Origin of the sequence: Streptosporangium longisporum, from assembly GCF_039534895.1 — a bacterium.
Lineage (GTDB): Bacteria > Actinomycetota > Actinomycetes > Streptosporangiales > Streptosporangiaceae > Streptosporangium > Streptosporangium longisporum.
On the sequence record NZ_BAAAWD010000019.1, the window covers coordinates 631,968 to 649,155 of the forward strand.

The 17,188-nt window shown below is 69.3% G+C and carries 15 protein-coding genes; 2 read left to right on the forward strand and 13 right to left on the reverse strand.

Annotated features, from left to right (window positions below; translation table 11 throughout):
- Positions 1 to 26: 26 nt before the first annotated feature.
- From ABD832_RS34660 to polA, 6 genes are all read right to left on the reverse strand, one after another.
- Complete coding sequence (locus tag ABD832_RS34660; RefSeq protein ID WP_344904250.1) at positions 27 to 1,214, reverse strand: SLC13 family permease; 1,188 nt, start codon at positions 1,212 to 1,214, stop codon at positions 27 to 29.
- A 390-nt stretch (positions 1,215 to 1,604) separates the two neighbouring features.
- The gene (gene coaE, locus ABD832_RS34665) at positions 1,605 to 2,204 is read right to left on the reverse strand and encodes a dephospho-CoA kinase (RefSeq protein WP_344904253.1); all 600 of its coding nucleotides are present in this window, start codon (positions 2,202 to 2,204) and stop codon (positions 1,605 to 1,607) included.
- Between the two features lie 215 nt (positions 2,205 to 2,419).
- Complete coding sequence (locus ABD832_RS34670) at positions 2,420 to 2,875, reverse strand: GNAT family N-acetyltransferase (protein ID WP_344904256.1); 456 nt, start codon at positions 2,873 to 2,875, stop codon at positions 2,420 to 2,422.
- 184 nt (positions 2,876 to 3,059) lie between these two features.
- Positions 3,060 to 4,568, reverse strand: coding sequence for a 30S ribosomal protein S1 (rpsA, locus tag ABD832_RS34675; protein WP_344904259.1), 1,509 nt, complete (start codon positions 4,566 to 4,568; stop codon positions 3,060 to 3,062).
- Positions 4,569 to 4,788: 220 nt separating this feature from the next.
- Complete coding sequence (locus ABD832_RS34680) at positions 4,789 to 5,913, reverse strand: polysaccharide deacetylase family protein (protein WP_344904261.1); 1,125 nt, start codon at positions 5,911 to 5,913, stop codon at positions 4,789 to 4,791.
- A gap of 279 nt (positions 5,914 to 6,192) precedes the next feature.
- Positions 6,193 to 8,934 carry a DNA polymerase I gene (gene polA, locus ABD832_RS34685; protein ID WP_344904263.1) on the reverse strand — a complete coding sequence of 914 codons (2,742 nt, stop codon included), beginning with the start codon at positions 8,932 to 8,934 and terminating at the stop codon, positions 6,193 to 6,195.
- 119 nt (positions 8,935 to 9,053) lie between these two features.
- Between polA and ABD832_RS34690 the strand changes: the two genes are divergently transcribed.
- Positions 9,054 to 9,425 (forward strand): PaaI family thioesterase, encoded by a 372-nt coding sequence (locus ABD832_RS34690; protein ID WP_344904486.1) that lies wholly within the window; start codon positions 9,054 to 9,056, stop codon positions 9,423 to 9,425.
- A gap of 404 nt (positions 9,426 to 9,829) precedes the next feature.
- Here the strand turns inward: ABD832_RS34690 and ABD832_RS34695 are convergent, their stop codons facing one another.
- Genes ABD832_RS34695 through ABD832_RS34705 form a run of 3 tightly spaced genes read right to left on the reverse strand, consistent with a single transcriptional unit; the run spans position 9,830 to position 12,270 of the window.
- Positions 9,830 to 10,594 (reverse strand): amino acid ABC transporter ATP-binding protein, encoded by a 765-nt coding sequence (locus tag ABD832_RS34695; RefSeq protein WP_344904265.1) that lies wholly within the window; start codon positions 10,592 to 10,594, stop codon positions 9,830 to 9,832.
- A gap of 5 nt (positions 10,595 to 10,599) precedes the next feature.
- Positions 10,600 to 11,448, reverse strand: coding sequence for an amino acid ABC transporter permease (locus ABD832_RS34700; protein WP_344904267.1), 849 nt, complete (start codon positions 11,446 to 11,448; stop codon positions 10,600 to 10,602).
- Between the two features lie 3 nt (positions 11,449 to 11,451).
- Positions 11,452 to 12,270: an ABC transporter substrate-binding protein gene (locus ABD832_RS34705; RefSeq protein ID WP_344904269.1), complete on the reverse strand. Its 819-nt coding sequence runs from the start codon at positions 12,268 to 12,270 to the stop codon at positions 11,452 to 11,454.
- A gap of 287 nt (positions 12,271 to 12,557) precedes the next feature.
- Here ABD832_RS34705 and ABD832_RS34710 point away from each other — a divergent pair, with 287 nt between their 5' ends.
- Positions 12,558 to 13,124, forward strand: a complete 567-nt coding sequence (locus ABD832_RS34710; protein ID WP_344904271.1) for a DUF4352 domain-containing protein — start codon at positions 12,558 to 12,560, stop codon at positions 13,122 to 13,124.
- 137 nt (positions 13,125 to 13,261) lie between these two features.
- Here the strand turns inward: ABD832_RS34710 and ABD832_RS34715 are convergent, their stop codons facing one another.
- Genes ABD832_RS34715 through ABD832_RS34730 form a run of 4 tightly spaced genes read right to left on the reverse strand, consistent with a single transcriptional unit; the run spans position 13,262 to position 17,070 of the window.
- Positions 13,262 to 14,098, reverse strand: coding sequence for an ABC transporter ATP-binding protein (locus ABD832_RS34715; RefSeq protein WP_344904273.1), 837 nt, complete (start codon positions 14,096 to 14,098; stop codon positions 13,262 to 13,264).
- Positions 14,088 to 14,939 carry an ABC transporter ATP-binding protein gene (locus ABD832_RS34720; protein ID WP_413224875.1) on the reverse strand — a complete coding sequence of 284 codons (852 nt, stop codon included), beginning with the start codon at positions 14,937 to 14,939 and terminating at the stop codon, positions 14,088 to 14,090. The genes ABD832_RS34715 and ABD832_RS34720 overlap by 11 nt, the downstream gene beginning before the upstream one ends.
- Positions 14,936 to 16,105 carry a branched-chain amino acid ABC transporter permease gene (locus tag ABD832_RS34725; RefSeq protein ID WP_344904275.1) on the reverse strand — a complete coding sequence of 390 codons (1,170 nt, stop codon included), beginning with the start codon at positions 16,103 to 16,105 and terminating at the stop codon, positions 14,936 to 14,938. Before ABD832_RS34725 ends, ABD832_RS34720 begins: the two co-directional genes overlap by 4 nt.
- Positions 16,102 to 17,070, reverse strand: a complete 969-nt coding sequence (locus tag ABD832_RS34730; protein ID WP_344904277.1) for a branched-chain amino acid ABC transporter permease — start codon at positions 17,068 to 17,070, stop codon at positions 16,102 to 16,104. The genes ABD832_RS34725 and ABD832_RS34730 overlap by 4 nt, the downstream gene beginning before the upstream one ends.
- Between the last annotated feature and the right edge of the window lie 118 nt (positions 17,071 to 17,188).

A 17,188-nucleotide genomic window follows, 5' to 3' on the forward strand; every position in this document is an offset into this window, starting at 1 on the left:
GGCGCCGCCAAGCGCACGGTCATCGTTCAAGCGGTGAGCACCAGTGCTCCCACCGTCGCGGTCACGCAGGCCACCACCAGTACCGTTCCCGTCAGCACGAACGTCAGCATCGGGACCCGCACTCCCCTGCGGCGGCACCACTCGAACCACAGCAGGGTGGCGAGGGACGCCCAGGGGGTGATCACCGGGCCGATGTTGGTGCCGATGAGCAGGGCGAGCAGCAGGTCGCGCTCTCCCGCGGGGATGACGTGCTCCACCACCGTGTAGGCGGGCAGGTTGTTGATCAGGTTGGACAGCACCGCGCCGACGGCCGCGACGCGGTAGGCCCCGTCGCCTCCCGATCCTCCGGAGGTCCCGGCGAGGGAGCTCATCACCGAGGCCAGGCCGTACCGGCTCAGGGTGGGCACGACCAGGAACAGGCCGACGACGAAGACCAGCAGCTGCCAGGGGAACAGCGCGAGGGTGAGCTTCGAGCGGTCGCGCCAGGCGAAGGCGGCGAGCATCAGGGCCGCTCCGGCCAGGGCAGCGAGCTGGATCGGCACCTCCAGCAGGATCGTGGCGACGAACAGCACGCACGCTCCGGTCGCGATCCTGAACAGCAGCGGGTCGGCGACCGCCTCGGCCGTCGGAGGCCTGTAGCGGTCGGTTCCGCGCCGGCCCCGGCGCCAGAAGAACACCCACAGCAGGACCGCGGTGACCGTGATGGACACGAGCTGGGGGAACCACAGCCGTCCGGCGAACTCGCGGGCGGACATGCCGAGCCGGTCCACGGCCAGCAGGTTCGTCAGGTTCGAGACCGGCAGGAGCAGGGCTGCGGTGTTGGCGAGCCAGAGGGTGGTCATGGCCGGTGGCAGCGCGGCGATTCCGGTCCTGGCCGCGAGGGCGAGCATGACGGGCGTCAGCAGCACCACCGTGGTGTCCAGGTTCAGGAACATGGTGACCAGTGAGGCGAAGGCGACGCACATCAGGAAGAGCGCCAGGTGGTTCCCTCGGCCGAGCACCGCCAGCCGGGTCGCGACCACGTCGAAGACCTGGGCCTCCTTGACGAGCTCCGCCATGACAATCACCGCGGCGAGGAAGAGCAGGATCGGCGCGATCCGCTCCATCTGGGCCCATGCCTCGCGGGCGGGGAGCAGGCCGGTGGCGACGAACAGCAGGCCGAGCCCCAGGAGGGCGAGGCGGATGAGGTCCAGGGCACTCGGTCTGCGCGGCACATCGGCCAGAATGGCATGCCTGGCCTGCCACGATTCCCCCGGGGGGCGAAGGGTGGGCGGTTCAGACCGGGGCCGACGACGCGGGCCGATCGGACCGGAGGGCGGATGGTGAGTGCCCCAGGCCCTGGGGCCGACCGTGCGGGCGGTTCCGGGCGGAGAGTGAGCGGTGAGAGGTCCAGGCCCGGGAGCCGCCGATGGCTCGGGCGATTTGGACCGGAGGACGGACGCGTGCGGGATTCAGGTCAGGGAGAAGACAGCGGCACAGACCGTTCGGACCGGGGAGCGAACGGTACGGGCGGTACGAACCAGGAAGAGGGCAGGGCGGACGGCTCAGGCGGTTCGAACCGGAGAACAGACGGCTCAGGCGGTTCGACCCGAAGAACGGACGGTTCAGGCGGTGGCGCGGGCGGTGAGGTCGGACCAGAGGTCGTCCATCCGGGTCTCCAGCTCCTCCAGCGTGCCGTCGTTCCGTACGACGATGTCTGCGATCTTCAGGCGTTCCTCGCGGGTCGCCTGGGCGGCGATCCTGGCCCGCGCGTCCTGTTCGGTCATGCCGCGCAGTTCGATCAGCCGGGCGAGGCGGACGTCGTCGGGGGTGTCCACGACGACCACGATCTCGTACATGCCCGCGAGGCCGTTCTCGGCCAGCAGCGGCACGTCGTAGACCACGATGCCGCCGGTGGGGGCCTGTTCCTGGAGCTCGGCGATCCGGGCGCCGACGAGCGGGTGGACGATGGCGTTGAGCGAGGCCAGCTTCTCGGAGTCGGTGAAGACGATCGAGCCGAGCTTCTCCCGGTCGAGGGAGCCGTCCTCGCGGAGGATCCCGGTGCCGAAGACGCCGACGACGCGCGCCAGGCCGGGGGTCCCCGGCTCCACCACCTCGCGGGCGATCTTGTCCGCGTCGATGACCATGGCCCCTCGGGCGGCCAGCCGCTTGGAGACCTCGCTCTTGCCGGACCCGATGCCGCCGGTAAGCCCCACCTTGAACATGATCCGCAGCATACGCGGTACGGGCCGCACCGCACCGTCTCCGGCCTCGGATCTTCACCTGATGTGCCGGTGAGGGCCAGCCTTACCCCTGCGGTCTCGTGTACGCCCTGACGCCGCCCGTGTCACGGCCAGGGTGTGCGACGGGGTTTCCGATAGACGAAGGCCGTCGCTCGCCTGTGAGGCGCTCTCAGGCCCTCCTGAACCCGGGACGGCCTCTACGGCTCCCTGCGCAGGTGCACCAGCGTCAGGTGGTCGCTCATCCGTTCCCTGCCGGTCTCCCGGTAGCCCTGACGACGGTACAGGCGCAGGTTGGCCTCGGACAGGTGGCCGGTGAAGAGGTCGAAGGCGAGGGCCGTGGCGGCCTCGGTGTGCAGGGCGGTCAGCAGGGAGCCCCCGATGCCGGCCCCCTGCCGGTCCGGGGCGACCACCAGACGGCCGACCAGGCAGGTCGTGCCGGACATCCGGCCGCGTACCGCCCCCACGATCCTGCTCCCGTCCCTGGCGACGAGCACGATGGCCGTCTTGACGGCCTGGCGGACCTGGTCGGCCGACTCCACCAGGGGCGGGATGAACGGGTCGCCGTAGAGCTGTGCCTCCCCCACGTAGGCGGCGCGCTGCACGGTCAGGATCTCGCCGGCGTCCTCGGGCTTCGCGTACTCGATCACGGTCACGGCGTCACCTTAGCCGGGCCGCGGGAGGGAGCGGAGAGCCAGGGCACGGGAACGGCCAGGGGTGGAGAAGCCCATGGGGTTCGGGCCCGAGGTGCAAGTGCGGTGGGACCGGGCCGAGCCGGGCCCGGAACGCGGAAAGGGCCCCGCCGGAGCGGGGCCCTTCCGTGGAACGTCTACCGCGTGATCAGTTCTGACCGCCCGCGAGCTTCTCGCGCAGAGCCGCGAGAGCCTCGTCGGAGGCCAGGGCGCCACCCGCCGGAGCGGAGGAGCCACTGCTGCTGCTGGCGGCACCGGTGGAGCCACCGGCCGGCGGGGTCTCGCCGGAGTAGGACGTGGGGGCAGCCTCGCCCGCCTCGGCCTCGGCCTTGCGGGCCTCCTCGACCTGCTTCTTGTGCGCCTCGAAGCGGGTCTGGGCCTCGGCGTACTGCCGCTCCCACTCCTCGCGCTGCTTGTCGAAGCCCTCGAGCCACTCGCCGGTCTCGGAGTCGAAACCCTCGGGGTAGATGTAGTTGCCCGAGTCGTCGTAGGTCGCCGCCATGCCGTACAGCGTGGGGTCGAACTCGACGTCGGCGCCCATCGCACCCTCGTTCGCCTGCTTGAGCGACAGCGAGATCCGGCGGCGCTCCAGGTCGATGTCGATGATCTTCACGAAGATCTCGTCACCCACCTGGACGACCTGCTCGGGGATCTCGACGTGGCGCTCGGCCAGCTCGGAGATGTGCACCAGGCCCTCGATGCCCTCCTCGACGCGGACGAACGCACCGAACGGCACCAGCTTGGTGACGCGACCCGGGACGACCTGACCGATCTGGTGGGTACGGGCGAACTGCTGCCAGGGGTCTTCCTGCGTCGCCTTGAGCGACAGGGAGACGCGCTCGCGCTCCATGTCGACGTCGAGCACCTCGACGGTGACCTCCTGGCCGACCTCGACGACCTCGGAGGGGTGGTCGATGTGCTTCCAGGAGAGCTCGGAGACGTGGACCAGACCGTCGACGCCGCCGAGGTCGACGAACGCACCGAAGTTGACGATCGAGGAGACGACGCCCTTGCGGACCTGACCCTTCTGCAGGGTGTTGAGGAACGTCTGGCGAACCTCGGACTGCGTCTGCTCGAGCCAGGCACGGCGGGACAGGACCACGTTGTTGCGGTTCTTGTCCAGCTCGATGATCTTGGCTTCGAGCTCGCGGCCCACGTACGGCTGGAGGTCGCGGACGCGCCGCATCTCGACCAGGGACGCCGGCAGGAAGCCTCGCAGGCCGATGTCGAGGATGAGACCACCCTTGACGACCTCGATGACGGTGCCGGTGACGATGCCGTCCTCGTCCTTGATCTTCTCGATCGTGCCCCAGGCCCGCTCGTACTGAGCGCGCTTCTTGGACAGGATCAGGCGGCCTTCCTTGTCCTCCTTCTGGAGGACCAGGGCCTCGACGTGCTCGCCAACCTCGACGACATCCGCCGGGTCGACATCGTGCTTGATCGAGAGCTCGCGCGAGGGGATGACACCCTCGGTCTTGTAGCCGATGTCGAGCAAAACTTCGTCTCGATCGACCTTGACGACGGTGCCCTCGACGATGTCGCCGTCGTTGAAGTACTTGATGGTCAGGTCGATCGCTGCGAGGAACTCTTCCTCAGAGCCGATGTCGTTGACCGCTACCTGCGGGGTGCTCGAGGTGGCCTCAGTGCTGCTCGTCATGTGTGGAGTTGCTCCGAACGCGGACAGATGTCGATGTGGCGAACGCGCGGCAGGCCTCTTACCGTCAGCCGAAGAATTGACGTCGACATGATCGAGCGCGAGCCCACTCCGTCCGAGACACGCGCGAGCCCACAGCGCAGCGATCAGCATATGAGACCAGACGGGTATGGTCAATCCGACGACCCTACGCGACCACCGGTCACGAGGTCGACGATCTCGCTCAGTATGCGTTGATCAATTGCTTCCGATCGCTCCTGATCTTACCCCGAAGCCCGCGTGGGACGGAGATGCGGTCCGGGTCGCCGTCCGCGGTGTAGCGCTCGCGCGGATGCCTGTCCAGCCACTCCAGCCAGTACTGCGAACACCATTTCCGGCATTCGCCCTTTTTACCGTTGCTTTGGATGCGCTGGATGGAGCGGTGGTCGTAGCGCCTGGCGAACGGCGAGACCGACGGCTCGGCCCCGGCCAGGAAGACCCCCCTGAAGCGGTACGGGACGCCCTGCCACTTCCCGGACTGCACGGTGGAGCGCTTGCGCGGCATCGCCCCGAACGGCAGCGCCATGGTCTCCGACGGGGGCACGCCGAGCCTCTTCAGCATCCGCTCGACCCGGGCGAGCTGCCCGGCGATCGCCTTCTTCCCCAGGCCGGGCAGGTAGGGGTGGCTCCAGGTGTGGTTGGCCACCTCGAAGCCCCGCCCGACGAGCCAGCGCACGGCCCGTTCCTGGTCGCGCCGCTCCTGCAGGCCGAACGGGTACCGGTTGACCCAGAAGGTGGCCACCGGCCGGAAGCCGGGGTACTTCCTGGCGACCTGGTAGATGATGCCGACCGCGCTGTTCTTCGCCGGTGTGCCGTCCGCCTGGAGCGAGAAGTGGCTGTGGTGGCCGTCGTCGAAGGTGAGCACCACCGGGTGCTTGCCCGCGGGGACGTCCATCCGCCCGGTGGCGAACTCGCGCGCGGTGACCGGCACGTAGCCGTCCCGGGCGAGCCTCTCCAGCTCCTTGCGGACCTGGGCCGGCGTACGGTCGATCGAGGCCAGCCGCCTGTGGGTGATCCGGTGGTACATCAGGATCGGGACCACGCCCGCCTCGTTGGCCTTGACCTGCCGGGCGAACTCCGGCGAGGCGGTGATCGGCGGTGGCAGCTCGGCCGAGGGCAGGCCCGGGTCCGGCGTGGGCGAGGCGGACGGCCGCGGCGGCTGGGACGGCCCGCGGGTGGGGCCGCCGGAGCCTGACGCGCCGGGCCGGGCGGGCGGGGTGGGGAGCGTGAGGAGCACCACCACCGCCACCGTGACGACCAGCACGTTGGCCAGCATGATGATCCGCGTCAGGGGGATTGAACTCAGCACAAAACTCCCGTGCCCGTCGAGCTTATCGGCTGGGCCACCACCCTAGAACAGACTCGGACAGGCCTGGCCAATCACCAGGGGACGGACCCCCTCGGACGCCCCCGCGGGCACCCTTGCGTACGCCCCGTGGACGGTCACGCGGAGAGCCCGGAAACGGCCGTGGGCGGACGCGCGCACGGCCTCGCCTCCACGTGGACGCCCCGCGTGGAAGGCCCTGGAGACTGACTGAGGACCGCGGAGACGGCCCCGGGGATCCGGGGCCGGTCTCTCAAGTCCGGGTCAGTGCCCCGCGTCCTCCCAGGTGCGTCCGACGCCCACCGAGACGGCCAGCGGGACCCGCAGGGAGTAGGCGGCGTTCATCCGGTCGGTGACCAGCTCGCGCAGGGTCTCCAGCTCGCCGGGGGCCACCTCGAACACGAGCTCGTCGTGGACCTGGAGCAGCATCCGGGAGCCGAGGGCGGCCTCCTTGAGCGCGCCCTGCACGCCCAGCATGGCGATCTTGATGATGTCGGCCGCCGACCCCTGGATGGGCGCGTTGAGCGCCATCCGCTCGGCGATCTCGCGGCGCTGGCGGTTGTCGCTGTTGAGGTCGGGCAGGTAGCGGCGCCGGCCCATGATGGTCTCGGTGTAGCCGTCGTTCCTGGCCTGGGCGACGATCGCGTTGAGGAAGTCGCGGACGCCGCCGAACTCCTCGAAGTACTCCTCCTTGAGCGCCCTGGCCTCGGAGACCGGGATGCCGAGCTGCTCCGAGAGCCCGAAGTCGGACAGGCCGTAGGCGAGGCCGTAGTTCATCGCCTTGATCTTGGCCCGCATCTCCCCGGTGACCTTCTCGGGGTCGGTGTCGAAGACCCGGGCCGCGGTGGCCTTGTGGAAGTCGTGGCCGGACTCGAAGGAGGCGATCAGCGCCTCGTCGCCGGACAGGTGCGCCATGATGCGCAGCTCGATCTGGCTGTAGTCGGCGGTCAGCAGGGTCTCGAAGCCCTTGCCGACCGTGAAGCCCTGGCGGATCCTGCGGCCCTCGGCGGTGCGGATCGGGATGTTCTGCAGGTTGGGCTTCTCGGAGCTGAGCCGGCCGGTGACCGCCACGATCTGGTTGAACGTGGTGTGGATGCGGCCGTCGTCGGCGATCTCCTTGATCAGGCCCTCGACCGTGACCTTGAGCTTGGCCTGGTCGCGGTGGCGCAGCATGATCGTCGGCAGCTCGTGCTCGGTCTGGGTGGCCAGCCAGGCCAGCGCGGAGGCGTCGGTGGTGTAGCCGGTCTTGGTCTTCTTGGTCTTGGGCAGGTTGAGCCGCACGAACAGGATGTCCTGGAGCTGCTTGGGCGAGCCCAGGTTGAACTGCTCGCCGCCCATGGAGGCGTGCGCGGCCTCGACGGCCTGCTTGACCGCGGCGCCGAACTCGGCCTCCAGCGCCTCGAGGTGGTCGCGGTCGGCGGCGATGCCGGCCCGCTCCAGCTCGGCCAGGACGGTGACGAGCGGGAGCTCCACGTCGCGCAGCAGGTGGATGGCGCCCAGCGGCTCCAGGAACGCCTCCAGCGCGTCGGCCAGCTCGCCGACCGCCAGCGCCCGCAGGGCCAGCTCCCGGGCGCCGTCGGCGTCGGTGTCGTCGAAGAGGCTGGCCTGGCCGCCGTTGTCGGTCTCGCTGCGCAGCTCGCGCCTGAGGTAGACGCGGACCAGGTCCTCCAGCGGGAACGAGCGCTGCCCCGGCGTGGCCAGGTAGGCCGCCAGGGCGGTGTCGCAGTTCAGGCCGCACAGTTCCATGCCCTGGGCCCACAGGGCGAGCATCGACCCCTTGGCGTCGTGCACGGCCTTGGGGATCGAGGGGTCGGCCAGCCACTCGCGCAGGGCCGCCTCGTCCGCCTCGGTCAGCGTGGCCGGGTCGACGAACGCCGCCCGCCCGCCCGAGGCCTTCTCGGCCCCGTCCCCGGCCGGCGTCCCGGCCGCCGCGACGGCGATGCCGTCGACGCGACCGGTGCCGCTGCCGTAGGCGCCCCTGAAGGCCAGGCCGGCGCGGCCGGGGGGCAGGGCCCGCAGCCAGGGGCCGACCTCGTCGGGGCCCAGGGTGACGGCCTCGACCGCGAAGCCGTCCTCGGCCTCGGCCCCGGCGCCGCCCTGGGGCGAGGCGATCGTCTTGAGCACCCGGTCGCGGATCTCGCCGCGGAACTCCAGCGTGTCGAGGATCTTGTCGATCTCCTCGCGGTGCGGCCTGCCGAGCGCCAGGCCGGTGACGTCGCGGTCCACCGGGACGTCGCGGATGAGCTGGGTCAGGCGCCGGTTCATCAGGACCTGGTCGAGGTGGTCGCGGAGCTTGTCGCCGACCTTGCCCTTGACCTCGTCGATCCGGTCGACCAGCGCCTCCAGCGAGCCGAACTCGCGGATCCACTTGGCCGCGGTCTTCTCGCCCACGCCGGGGATGTTCTTGAGGTTGTCGCTGGAGTCGCCGCGGATGGCGGCGAAGTCGGGATACTGCGCGGGGGTCAGCTCGTACTTCTCCAGGACCGCCTCGGGGGTGAAGCGGGTCATGTTGCTGATGCCGACGCGGGTCATCAGCACGGTGACGTGCTCGTCCACGAGCTGCAGCGCGTCGCGGTCGCCGGTGACGATCAGCACGCTCATGCCCTGCGCGGAGGCGCGGGTGGCCAGGGTCGCGATCAGGTCGTCGGCCTCGTACCCGGCCAGCGACAGGTGCGGCACGGCCAGCGCGTCGAGCATCTCGTGGATCAGGCTCATCTGGCTGCGGAAGCTGTCGGGGGTCGCGCTCCGGCCGGCCTTGTAGTCGGCGTACTCCTCGTGGCGGAACGTGGGCTCGGAGCGGTCGAAGCAGACCGCCACGTGGGTGGGCCGCTCGTCCCTGAGCACGTTGACCAGCATCGAGGTGAACCCGTAGACGGCGTTGGTCGTCTGGCCCGTGGAGGTGGAGAAGTTCTCCTCGGGGAGGGCGTAGAAAGCCCTGTAGGCCAGTGAATGACCGTCCAGCAGCAGGAGACACGGACGAGTGGGGGTCGCTTCGCTCTTCGGCACAGCGAAAGCCTAGTCTCCTCCTACGACAGAACGCCTGGCCTCGCTCGACAGGAGACGCCCCCTTGACCATGACAGACCCCGACGAGTCCGCGCGGTCCCTTCAGGAGCAGGTGGGCGTCATGCACCGGAACACGCTCGTGGACCGGATGGGCATCGAGATCACCGAGGCCTCCCCCGAGCGGGTGGTCGGCACGATGCCCGTCGAGGGCAACATTCAGCCCTACGGCCTGCTGCACGGCGGTGCCTCCTGCGTGCTGGCCGAGACCCTGGGCTCGACCGGCGCGGCGCTGCACGCCGGGCCCGGCCGCATCGCGGTGGGCGTCGAGATCAGCGCCACCCACCACCGCTCGGCCACCTCGGGCCTGGTCACCGGGGTCGCCACCCGGGTGCACGGCGGCCGGACGCTGGCCACGTACGAGATCGAGATCACCGACGACCGGGGCCGCAGGGTGTGCAGCTCGCGCCTGACGTGCATGCTTCGCGACACCTGAGGCGCCCGGCCCCGTCCCGGGTCCCGGCCGGCGTCTTCCCGTCATGACCCGGAGGTGCCCGGCGGACGTCTGATCACATCTCGTACTCGATCATATTCGGACCGCCTTTTTGCCCTCGTGGAGCAACCGGTCCGCTACGGTGGGTGACGGTGATGTCCGTGGGGGGACCGAGTAGAAAACGTACGGGGTCGGGGAAGCTCCGTATGGCGCCAAAGGTCTCCCCCGGGCTCGCCGGGTCCGTGGGGCGGCCGGGATCCATCCGGCCCCTTCCGGCCACCGGGCCGCGCCGGACGGGCGCGGACCGGTGGACCGGGCCGGGCGGACCCAGGGCCCGGGTGGCCCCCGGTGGCCCCCAGGGGCCGGGAGACCGGGGTTCCCGGACCCCGGACGGTGTGCCCGCAGGCTCAGACGTCGGTGTGCGTCGGGTCGAGCACGCGGCGCAGGAAGGTCTGCGTGCGCTCGTTGCGCGGGGCGCCGATCACCTGCTCGGGGGTGCCGTCCTCCACGATCACGCCGCCGTCCATGAACACGACCCGGTCGGCCACGTCGCGGGCGAACGCCATCTCGTGGGTGACCACGAGCATGGTCATCCCCTCCTCGGCGAGCTTGCGCATGACCGTGAGCACGTCGCCGACCAGCTCGGGGTCGAGCGCCGAGGTGGGCTCGTCGAAGAGCATCAGCGCCGGGCTCATCGCCAGGGCCCTGGCGATGGCCACCCGCTGCTGCTGCCCGCCGGAGAGCTGTGCCGGATAGGAGTCGCACTTCTCCGCGATGCCGACCTTCTCCAGGTTCTCCCTGGCGATGCGCTCGGCCTCGGCCTTGTCCCGCTTCAGGACCCGGCGCTGCGCGATCATCACGTTCTGCAGCGCGGTCATGTGCGGGAACAGGTTGAACTGCTGGAAGACCATCCCGACACCGCGCCGGGCGGCGTCGATGTCGACGTCGCGGTGGGTCAGCTCGACGCCGTTGACGACCACCCTGCCCGAGGTGGGCTCCTCCAGCAGGTTGACGCACCTGAGCAGGGTGGACTTGCCCGACCCGGAGGGGCCGATGACGCAGACCACCTGACCGGGGTCGACGGCGAAGTCGATGCCCTTGAGCACCTGCAGCTTGCCGAAGCTCTTGTGCAGGTCGCGGATCTCGACCGCGTGGTTCACCGCTTGGCTCACCGGAGTCACCGTCCCCTCGCCTGGCGCTTCTCCAGCCGGGACGCGAGATAGCCCAGCGGGATGGTGACCAGGAGATACGTCACTCCCACGACCAGGATGGGCGTGGCGTTGGCAAAGGTGGAGGCCATGTCGTTGCCGAACTTGGTCAGCTCGACGTACTCGCCGGAGACTCCCAGGAACAGCACCAGCGAGGAGTCCTTGAGCAGGGCCACGAACTGGTTCGTGGTCGGCGGGATGACGATGCGGATGGCCTGCGGGATGACGATGCTCACCATCGAGCGGGTGTGCGACATGCCCAGCGAGCGCGCCGCCTCCATCTGTCCCTTGGGCACGGCCTGCAGCCCGGCGCGGAGCGTCTCGGCCATGTACGCCGAGCCGACGACCGCCAGGCCCAGGATGCCCTGGCCGTAGGTGCCCCCGGGTACCTCGAAGCCCGGCAGGGCCAGCGGCAGGAACAGGATGAACAGGAAGATCAGCACGGCGGGCAGGCCGCGGAAGATCTCGATGTAGGTGACCGCGATCCACCGGTAGGGCCGCACCGACGACATCCGCATCAGCGCGAACAGCAGGCCGAACAGGAAGGCGAAGACGAAGCCGCCGACCGAGTAGATGATCGTGTTCTTCAGGGCGATCGTGAACAGCGCGGGCAGCGTCTCGGCCGCCACCTCGCCCTTGGTGAAGTTCTCCCCGAGCTTGCCCCACTCGATGGTCAGGGCGAGGAAGACGACCACGGCGGCGAGCACGACGTACTGCACGGCCCGGCTGATCTGCTGCCTCTTGCGGGGACTGAGCCCGCTCCTGAGGGGGGTGACCCCGTCAGGAGCGGGTCCCGCCGTCTTTGGCTGGTCGGTCATCGATTAACCGAGCTCGCCGGGCTTCTTACCGAACCACTTGACGAAGATCTGCTCGTAGGTGCCGTCGGACTTGGCGGTGGCGATGGAGTCGTTGATCGCCTTGAGCAGGACCGGGTCGGCGCCCTTCTTGAGGCCGATGCCGTACTGCTCACCGGTGTCGAGGCTGGCGACCAGCTCGAACTTCTCGGCGATCTCGGGCTTCTTCAGCCAGGTCAGGACGACCGGGAGGTCCTGGACGATCACGTCGACCTGGCCGGACTGCAGGCCGAGCAGCTCCTTGGGGGAGTCCGCGAACTCCTTGGGGTCGAGGCCCTTCTCCTTGACGTAGTCCAGGCCGGTGGTCGAGGCCTGGGCGCCGAGCTTGAGGCCCTTGGCCTTGACCTCGTCCAGGGTCTTCACGCCGGCGCCCTTCTTGGCCAGCAGGGCCTGCGTGGCGTCGAAGTAGGGCTCGGAGAAATCGATGTTGGCCTTGCGCTCGTCGGTGATCGTCATACCGGCGGCGGCCACGTCGCACTTGCCGGCGGCCATCGCCGCGCCGCTCTTGATGATGGCGAAGTCGATGTCGACGATCTCCTGCGTCAGGCCGAGCTTCTTGGCCGCAAGGTCGACGATGTCGACGTCGAAACCGACGACCTTGTCGCCCTCCTTGAACTGGAAGGGCTCGTAGGGCAGGTTGGTGCAGGTGGTCAGCTTGCCGGCACTGATCACCTTCGCGCCGGAGGCGGCCGCCGGGGCGCTGGCCGAGGCACCGCCGGCCGGGCTCGCGGTGGTGGGCTCGCCACTCCCGCAGGCCGACAGGCCGAGCGCGCCGGCGACGACCATGGCGCCTACCGAGAGTGCGCGTCGGGATACAAAACTCAGGCCCACGAAGGCCTCCTTACGGTCAATGTCACGTCTTGTATGGATACCTCAGTGCAGGTGATGCTGCATCACCTGCATAACCATGCAGATCACCACTACGACACAATTCGGACAACAACTGCAGTCGGAACCCCCGGAGTCAATACCCTGCCCCCGCGACATCCCGGCGGCGGGGCATCTGCCGGATCGTCGATGCCACACGGGCGAGCCGTTGAACTTCGGGAGTCATCTCCGTTACGTTGCCCGGTGTGCGCAACCCCCTAATCGTGTTGACCGGTGCGGTTCTCGCCGCCGCCGTGACGGCCGGCTGCACCGGGACGGATCCGGGGAAGACCGCGGCCCCCCGGGCCGTCCCCTCCCCCACCCCGACCTACGAGCTCCCGCCCCGGCCGGTACGGCCCGGTGAGATCCCGGTCAGGGCCGCCCCGGTGACCGACGGCGAGACCCGGTTCCAGGTGATCGGGCTGCAGAAGGGCCTCGACGGCTTCTTCGGCAGCCACGCCGAGTGGCGGGCCAAGGGCCAGTACGTGGTCGTGCGGGTCGTGGTGGAGAACCTCGCCCGCACCACCGCGCACTTCGACGCCAAGCGGCAGAAACTCGTCGCCGCCGACGGCACCTCCCACGCGCCGAACAAGTTCGCGCAGGCCATCAAGCGCCAGCCCGACACGCTCTCGCTCGGTGCCCAGGTCAGGGTGGAGATGGATCTCTGGTACGACATCCCCGAGGAGGCGAAGGTCTCGGCGATCCGGCTGTTCGGCGACCCGCCGCTGGGCGTGACCGGCGGCACCGACGGGGCACAGGTGCCGTTGCCCTGAGCCCCCGTCCCGGACGGGTCCGGTCCCCGCACCCGTCCGGAACCGGACCCGCTGTGGGATGGGCCCGGGAGGGCGGGCCGCCGGACGGCGGGCCCGCCCCCGTCACACCGAGGGCGCCGAAGGCACCGAGGCGCGGATCAGCTCCGCTCCCCCGGGACGTCCCGCTCACCCGGGGCGGGCGCGGGAGCCGGGGCGGGGGCCGGTGTGGCACCCGTCCCGCCGGTGGGAGCCGCCGTGGGCGTGACCGTCTCCCCGGCAGGGGCGGCCGACACGCTGCCGCCCAGGTAGGCGGCCTGCACCGCGGGGTCGTTGAGCAGCTGGTCGGCGTCCGCGCTCTTGACCACCGTCCCGGTCTCCAGGACGTAGGCGCGGTGGGCCAGCTTCAGCGCCTGCTGGGCGTTCTGCTCCACCAGCAGCACCGTGGTGCCGCGGCGGTTGATCTCCTCGATGATCGAGAAGATCTGCTGGACCATCAGCGGGGCCAGGCCCATCGACGGCTCGTCCAGCAGCAGCACCTTGGGCTTGGCCATCAGCGCGCGGCCGATGGCGAGCATCTGCTGCTCGCCTCCGGACATCGTGCCGCCCATCTGCGTCCTGCGCTCCGCCAGGCGGGGGAAGAGCTCGAACACCTCGTCCAGGTCCGCCGACAGGTCACCCGAGCGCGTGTAGGCGCCCATGAGCAGGTTGTCGTACACCGTCATGCCGGGGAACACGCCCCGGCCCTCGGGCGCCTGCCCCAGACCCGCGATGACCCGCTTGTGACCGGGCATCTTGCTGATGTCCTGGCCGTCGAAGATGACACTCCCCGAGGAGAGGCCGCGCAGGCCCGAGATCGTCTTCAGGGTCGTGGTCTTGCCGGCCCCGTTCGCCCCGATGAGCGTGACGATCTCGCCCTGGTTCACCTCGACCGAGATGCCCTTGAGCGCCTCGATCTTGCCGTAGTGGACACGGATGTCCTTGACCTCAAGAAGCATCGGCGGGAGCTCCCAAATACGCCTCGACGACCCGGGGGTCGGTCCGCACCTCGTCCGGCAGGCCATCGGCGATCTTCTGGCCGAAGTCCAGCACCGCGATGCGGTCGCTGATGCCCATGATGAGGCTCATGTCGTGCTCGATGATCAGAATCGTCCGTCCGGCGTCGCGGATGTCCCGGATCAGCTGCTGCAGGGCCACCTTCTCCGCCGGGTTCATACCGGCGGCGGGCTCGTCCAGCAGCAGCAGCTTCGGGTTCGTCGCCAGTGCCCTGGCGATCTCCAGACGGCGCTGGTCACCGTAGGGCAGGTTCTTGGCGTGGTCGTCCGCGCGGTGCGAGATGCCCACGAAGTCGAGCAGCTCCATCGCCAGCCTGCGCCCGTCCCGCTCGGCCTTGCGGTGCCAGGGAAGCCCCAGCGCCACGCTGACCATGCCGGACCTGTGGTGCGCGTCCGCGCCCACCATGACGTTCTCGATCGCCGTCATGTTGTGGAACAGCCGGATGTTCTGGAACGTCCGGGCGATGCCGCGCTTGGTGATCTTGAAGCGCTTGACGCCGCTGATCCGCTCCCCCAGGAAGCGGACCTCGCCCTCGGTCGGCTGGTAGACGCCGGTCACCACGTTGAAGACCGTGGTCTTGCCCGCGCCGTTCGGGCCGATCAGGGCGAAGATCTCGCCCTCCTTGATGGTCAGGTTCACGTCGCGCAGCGCCGTGACACCGCCGAACCGCATGACGAGGCTCTTCAGCTCCAGCATGTCGCGGCCGGGACGCACCGGCGACGGGGACGATTCCGTCCCGGTCGGCTCTGCGGTCGTACCGCCGGGGTTGACGTCGGCGCTCATTTGGAAGCCACCTCCTCACCGTGCGACTCGGGCCCGGGAACCTCGGCTCCGAGCGTACCCATCCCGCCCGTTCCCTCCTGCAGCTCCGCCTTGCGCTGGCGCGACGGGAGCAGGCCCTCCGGACGGAAGATCATCAACGCCATCAGCACCGCACCGAAGATCAGCATGCGGTACTCCTGCAGACCCCGGAAGCGCTCGGGCAGCCAGGCCACCACGAACGCGCCCAGCATGACGCCGGGCAGGTTGCCGGCGCCGCCCATGACCACCGCGGCCAGGATCGTCGCCGAGAGCAGGAACTGGAAGTCGTTCGGGTTGATCGAGATCGCCTTGGCCGCCCAGAGCACGCCCATCGCGCCGCCGATGGAGGCGCCGATGGCGAAGGCGAGCATCTTGAAGCGGAACGTCGGCACGCCCATGACCTCGGCCGCGTCCTCGTCCTCCCGGATCGCCGCCCAGGCACGCCCGACGCGGCTCTTCTCCCAGCGCTTCACCAGGATGATCACGATGACGGCCAATGCGACCAGCAGGTAGTAGTAGGGCCGAGGGTCCAGCACCCCGTACTTGAAGGGATCGACCCCGAACACCTCGGAGAAGTTGATCCCAAACAGCTGGAAGTCCTCGACGCTCGGCGGGTGCGGGATGCCGCGGACGCCGTTCGGGCCGCCGATCTCGTCGGTGTTGCGGGCCGTGATGCGGATGATCTCACCGAAGCCCAGCGTGACGATGGCCAGGTAGTCACCGCGCAGCCGCAGCGTCGGGGCACCCAGCGTGATGCCCGACAGGGCACAGATGCCGATGCCGACCAGCAGGATGACCCAGAAGTTCCATCCCAGCCGGGTGCCCAGCAGCGCCATGGCGTAGCCGCCGACCGCGTAGAACGCGACGAAGCCCAGGTCGAGCAGGCCCGCCTGGCCGACCACCACGTTCAGGCCGATCGCCAGGACCACGTACGTCCCGATCGGGAAGAACAGGATGCTCGCCCAGTCGGTGTAGGGCGACATGACGGGTGCGAGGCTCTCCGAGGGCAGCAGCAGCGCCCCGATGATCAGAGCCACGTACAGGATCCAACGTTGCCAGCCGGGCGTCTTCAGCCAGCGTTCGTGCATGGTGTCACCGAAGGTGCCGAGACCGCTGCGGAGGCCCGTCGGGAGTTTCTTCTGGTTCATGCGCGCGCCTGCTGGAGTGATTCACCGAGGATTCCGGTGGGGCGGAACATCAGGACCAAGACGAGGATGCTGAAGGAGATCACATGCTTCCAGTCGGAACCGAAGAAGATGGCCCCGTAGTTCTCCACCAGCCCGAGGGTGATTCCACCGACCAGGGCTCCCCGCAGGTTACCGATGCCACCCAGGACCGCCGCGGTGAACGCCTTGATACCGAAGAGGAATCCGATGTAGTAGTTCGTGTTCTCGTACGAGATCAGGTAGAGCGCGCCCGCCACACCGGCCATGCCACCGCCGATGAGGAAGGTCATCCGGACGATCCTGTTGATGTCCACGCCCATCAGGACGGCGGCCTCGGGGTTCTGCGCGGTGGCGCGGATGCCTCGGCCGATCTTCGTCCGGTTCACCAGGGCGTCCAGGACGATCATCATGGCGATCGCGGCCACGATGACGAACACCTGGTCGACCCGGACCGGATAGCCGAAGACCGAGAAGAGCTCGCTCCGCTCCATGATGCGGGGCAGGCCCATCTGGATCCGGCCCTGCTCGGGACGGTTGAACACGGTGGGGATCACCAGGAGCGCGAAGAGCTCCTGGAGGAAGATCGAGGCACCGATCGCGGAGATCAGCGCCGCCAGCCGGGACGCGCCGCGCTGGCGCAGCGGCCGGTAGGCGATGCGCTCCAGGGCGACCGCGGTGCCCGCCGAGGCGAGCATGCCGGCCACGATCATCGCCACGATCAGGCCGACCAGCGCGATGCCGGTCAGTGGCGAGTTGATGCCGAACACGAACGGCACGAGCATCGCGCCGAAGGTGCCGATCATGAAAACTTCGGAGTGCGCGAAGTTGATCAACCTGAGCACGCCGTACACCATGGTGTAGCCGAGCGCGATCAGGGCATAGATCGAGCCGAAGGCCAGGCCGTCGATCGTCGCCGGCCAGAACTGATTGATGAAGTCATTGAGCACTAGGGTTACCACTTCTAGCGGGGGTCGCCTGCACTGTCCGGGTAGGACGACACCTCCTGCAGAACCTCGTGGATCCTGCCGAAAGTACGACGGGAGCGGGAACGCACGCGGCGTTCCC

Coding starts and splice junctions, on each gene's coding strand:
- ABD832_RS34725 (WP_344904275.1), bottom strand. CDS start 16,105: ATGAACCAGAAGAAACTCCCGACGGGCCTCCGCAGCGGTCTCGGCACC.
- ABD832_RS34720 (WP_413224875.1), bottom strand. CDS start 14,939: ATGAGCGCCGACGTCAACCCCGGCGGTACGACCGCAGAGCCGACCGGG.
- ABD832_RS34715 (WP_344904273.1), bottom strand. CDS start 14,098: ATGCTTCTTGAGGTCAAGGACATCCGTGTCCACTACGGCAAGATCGAG.
- ABD832_RS34700 (WP_344904267.1), bottom strand. CDS start 11,448: ATGACCGACCAGCCAAAGACGGCGGGACCCGCTCCTGACGGGGTCACC.
- coaE (WP_344904253.1), bottom strand. CDS start 2,204: ATGTTCAAGGTGGGGCTTACCGGCGGCATCGGGTCCGGCAAGAGCGAG.
- ABD832_RS34705 (WP_344904269.1), bottom strand. CDS start 12,270: ATGGTCGTCGCCGGCGCGCTCGGCCTGTCGGCCTGCGGGAGTGGCGAG.
- ABD832_RS34690 (WP_344904486.1), top strand. CDS start 9,054: ATGCACCGGAACACGCTCGTGGACCGGATGGGCATCGAGATCACCGAG.
- rpsA (WP_344904259.1), bottom strand. CDS start 4,568: ATGACGAGCAGCACTGAGGCCACCTCGAGCACCCCGCAGGTAGCGGTC.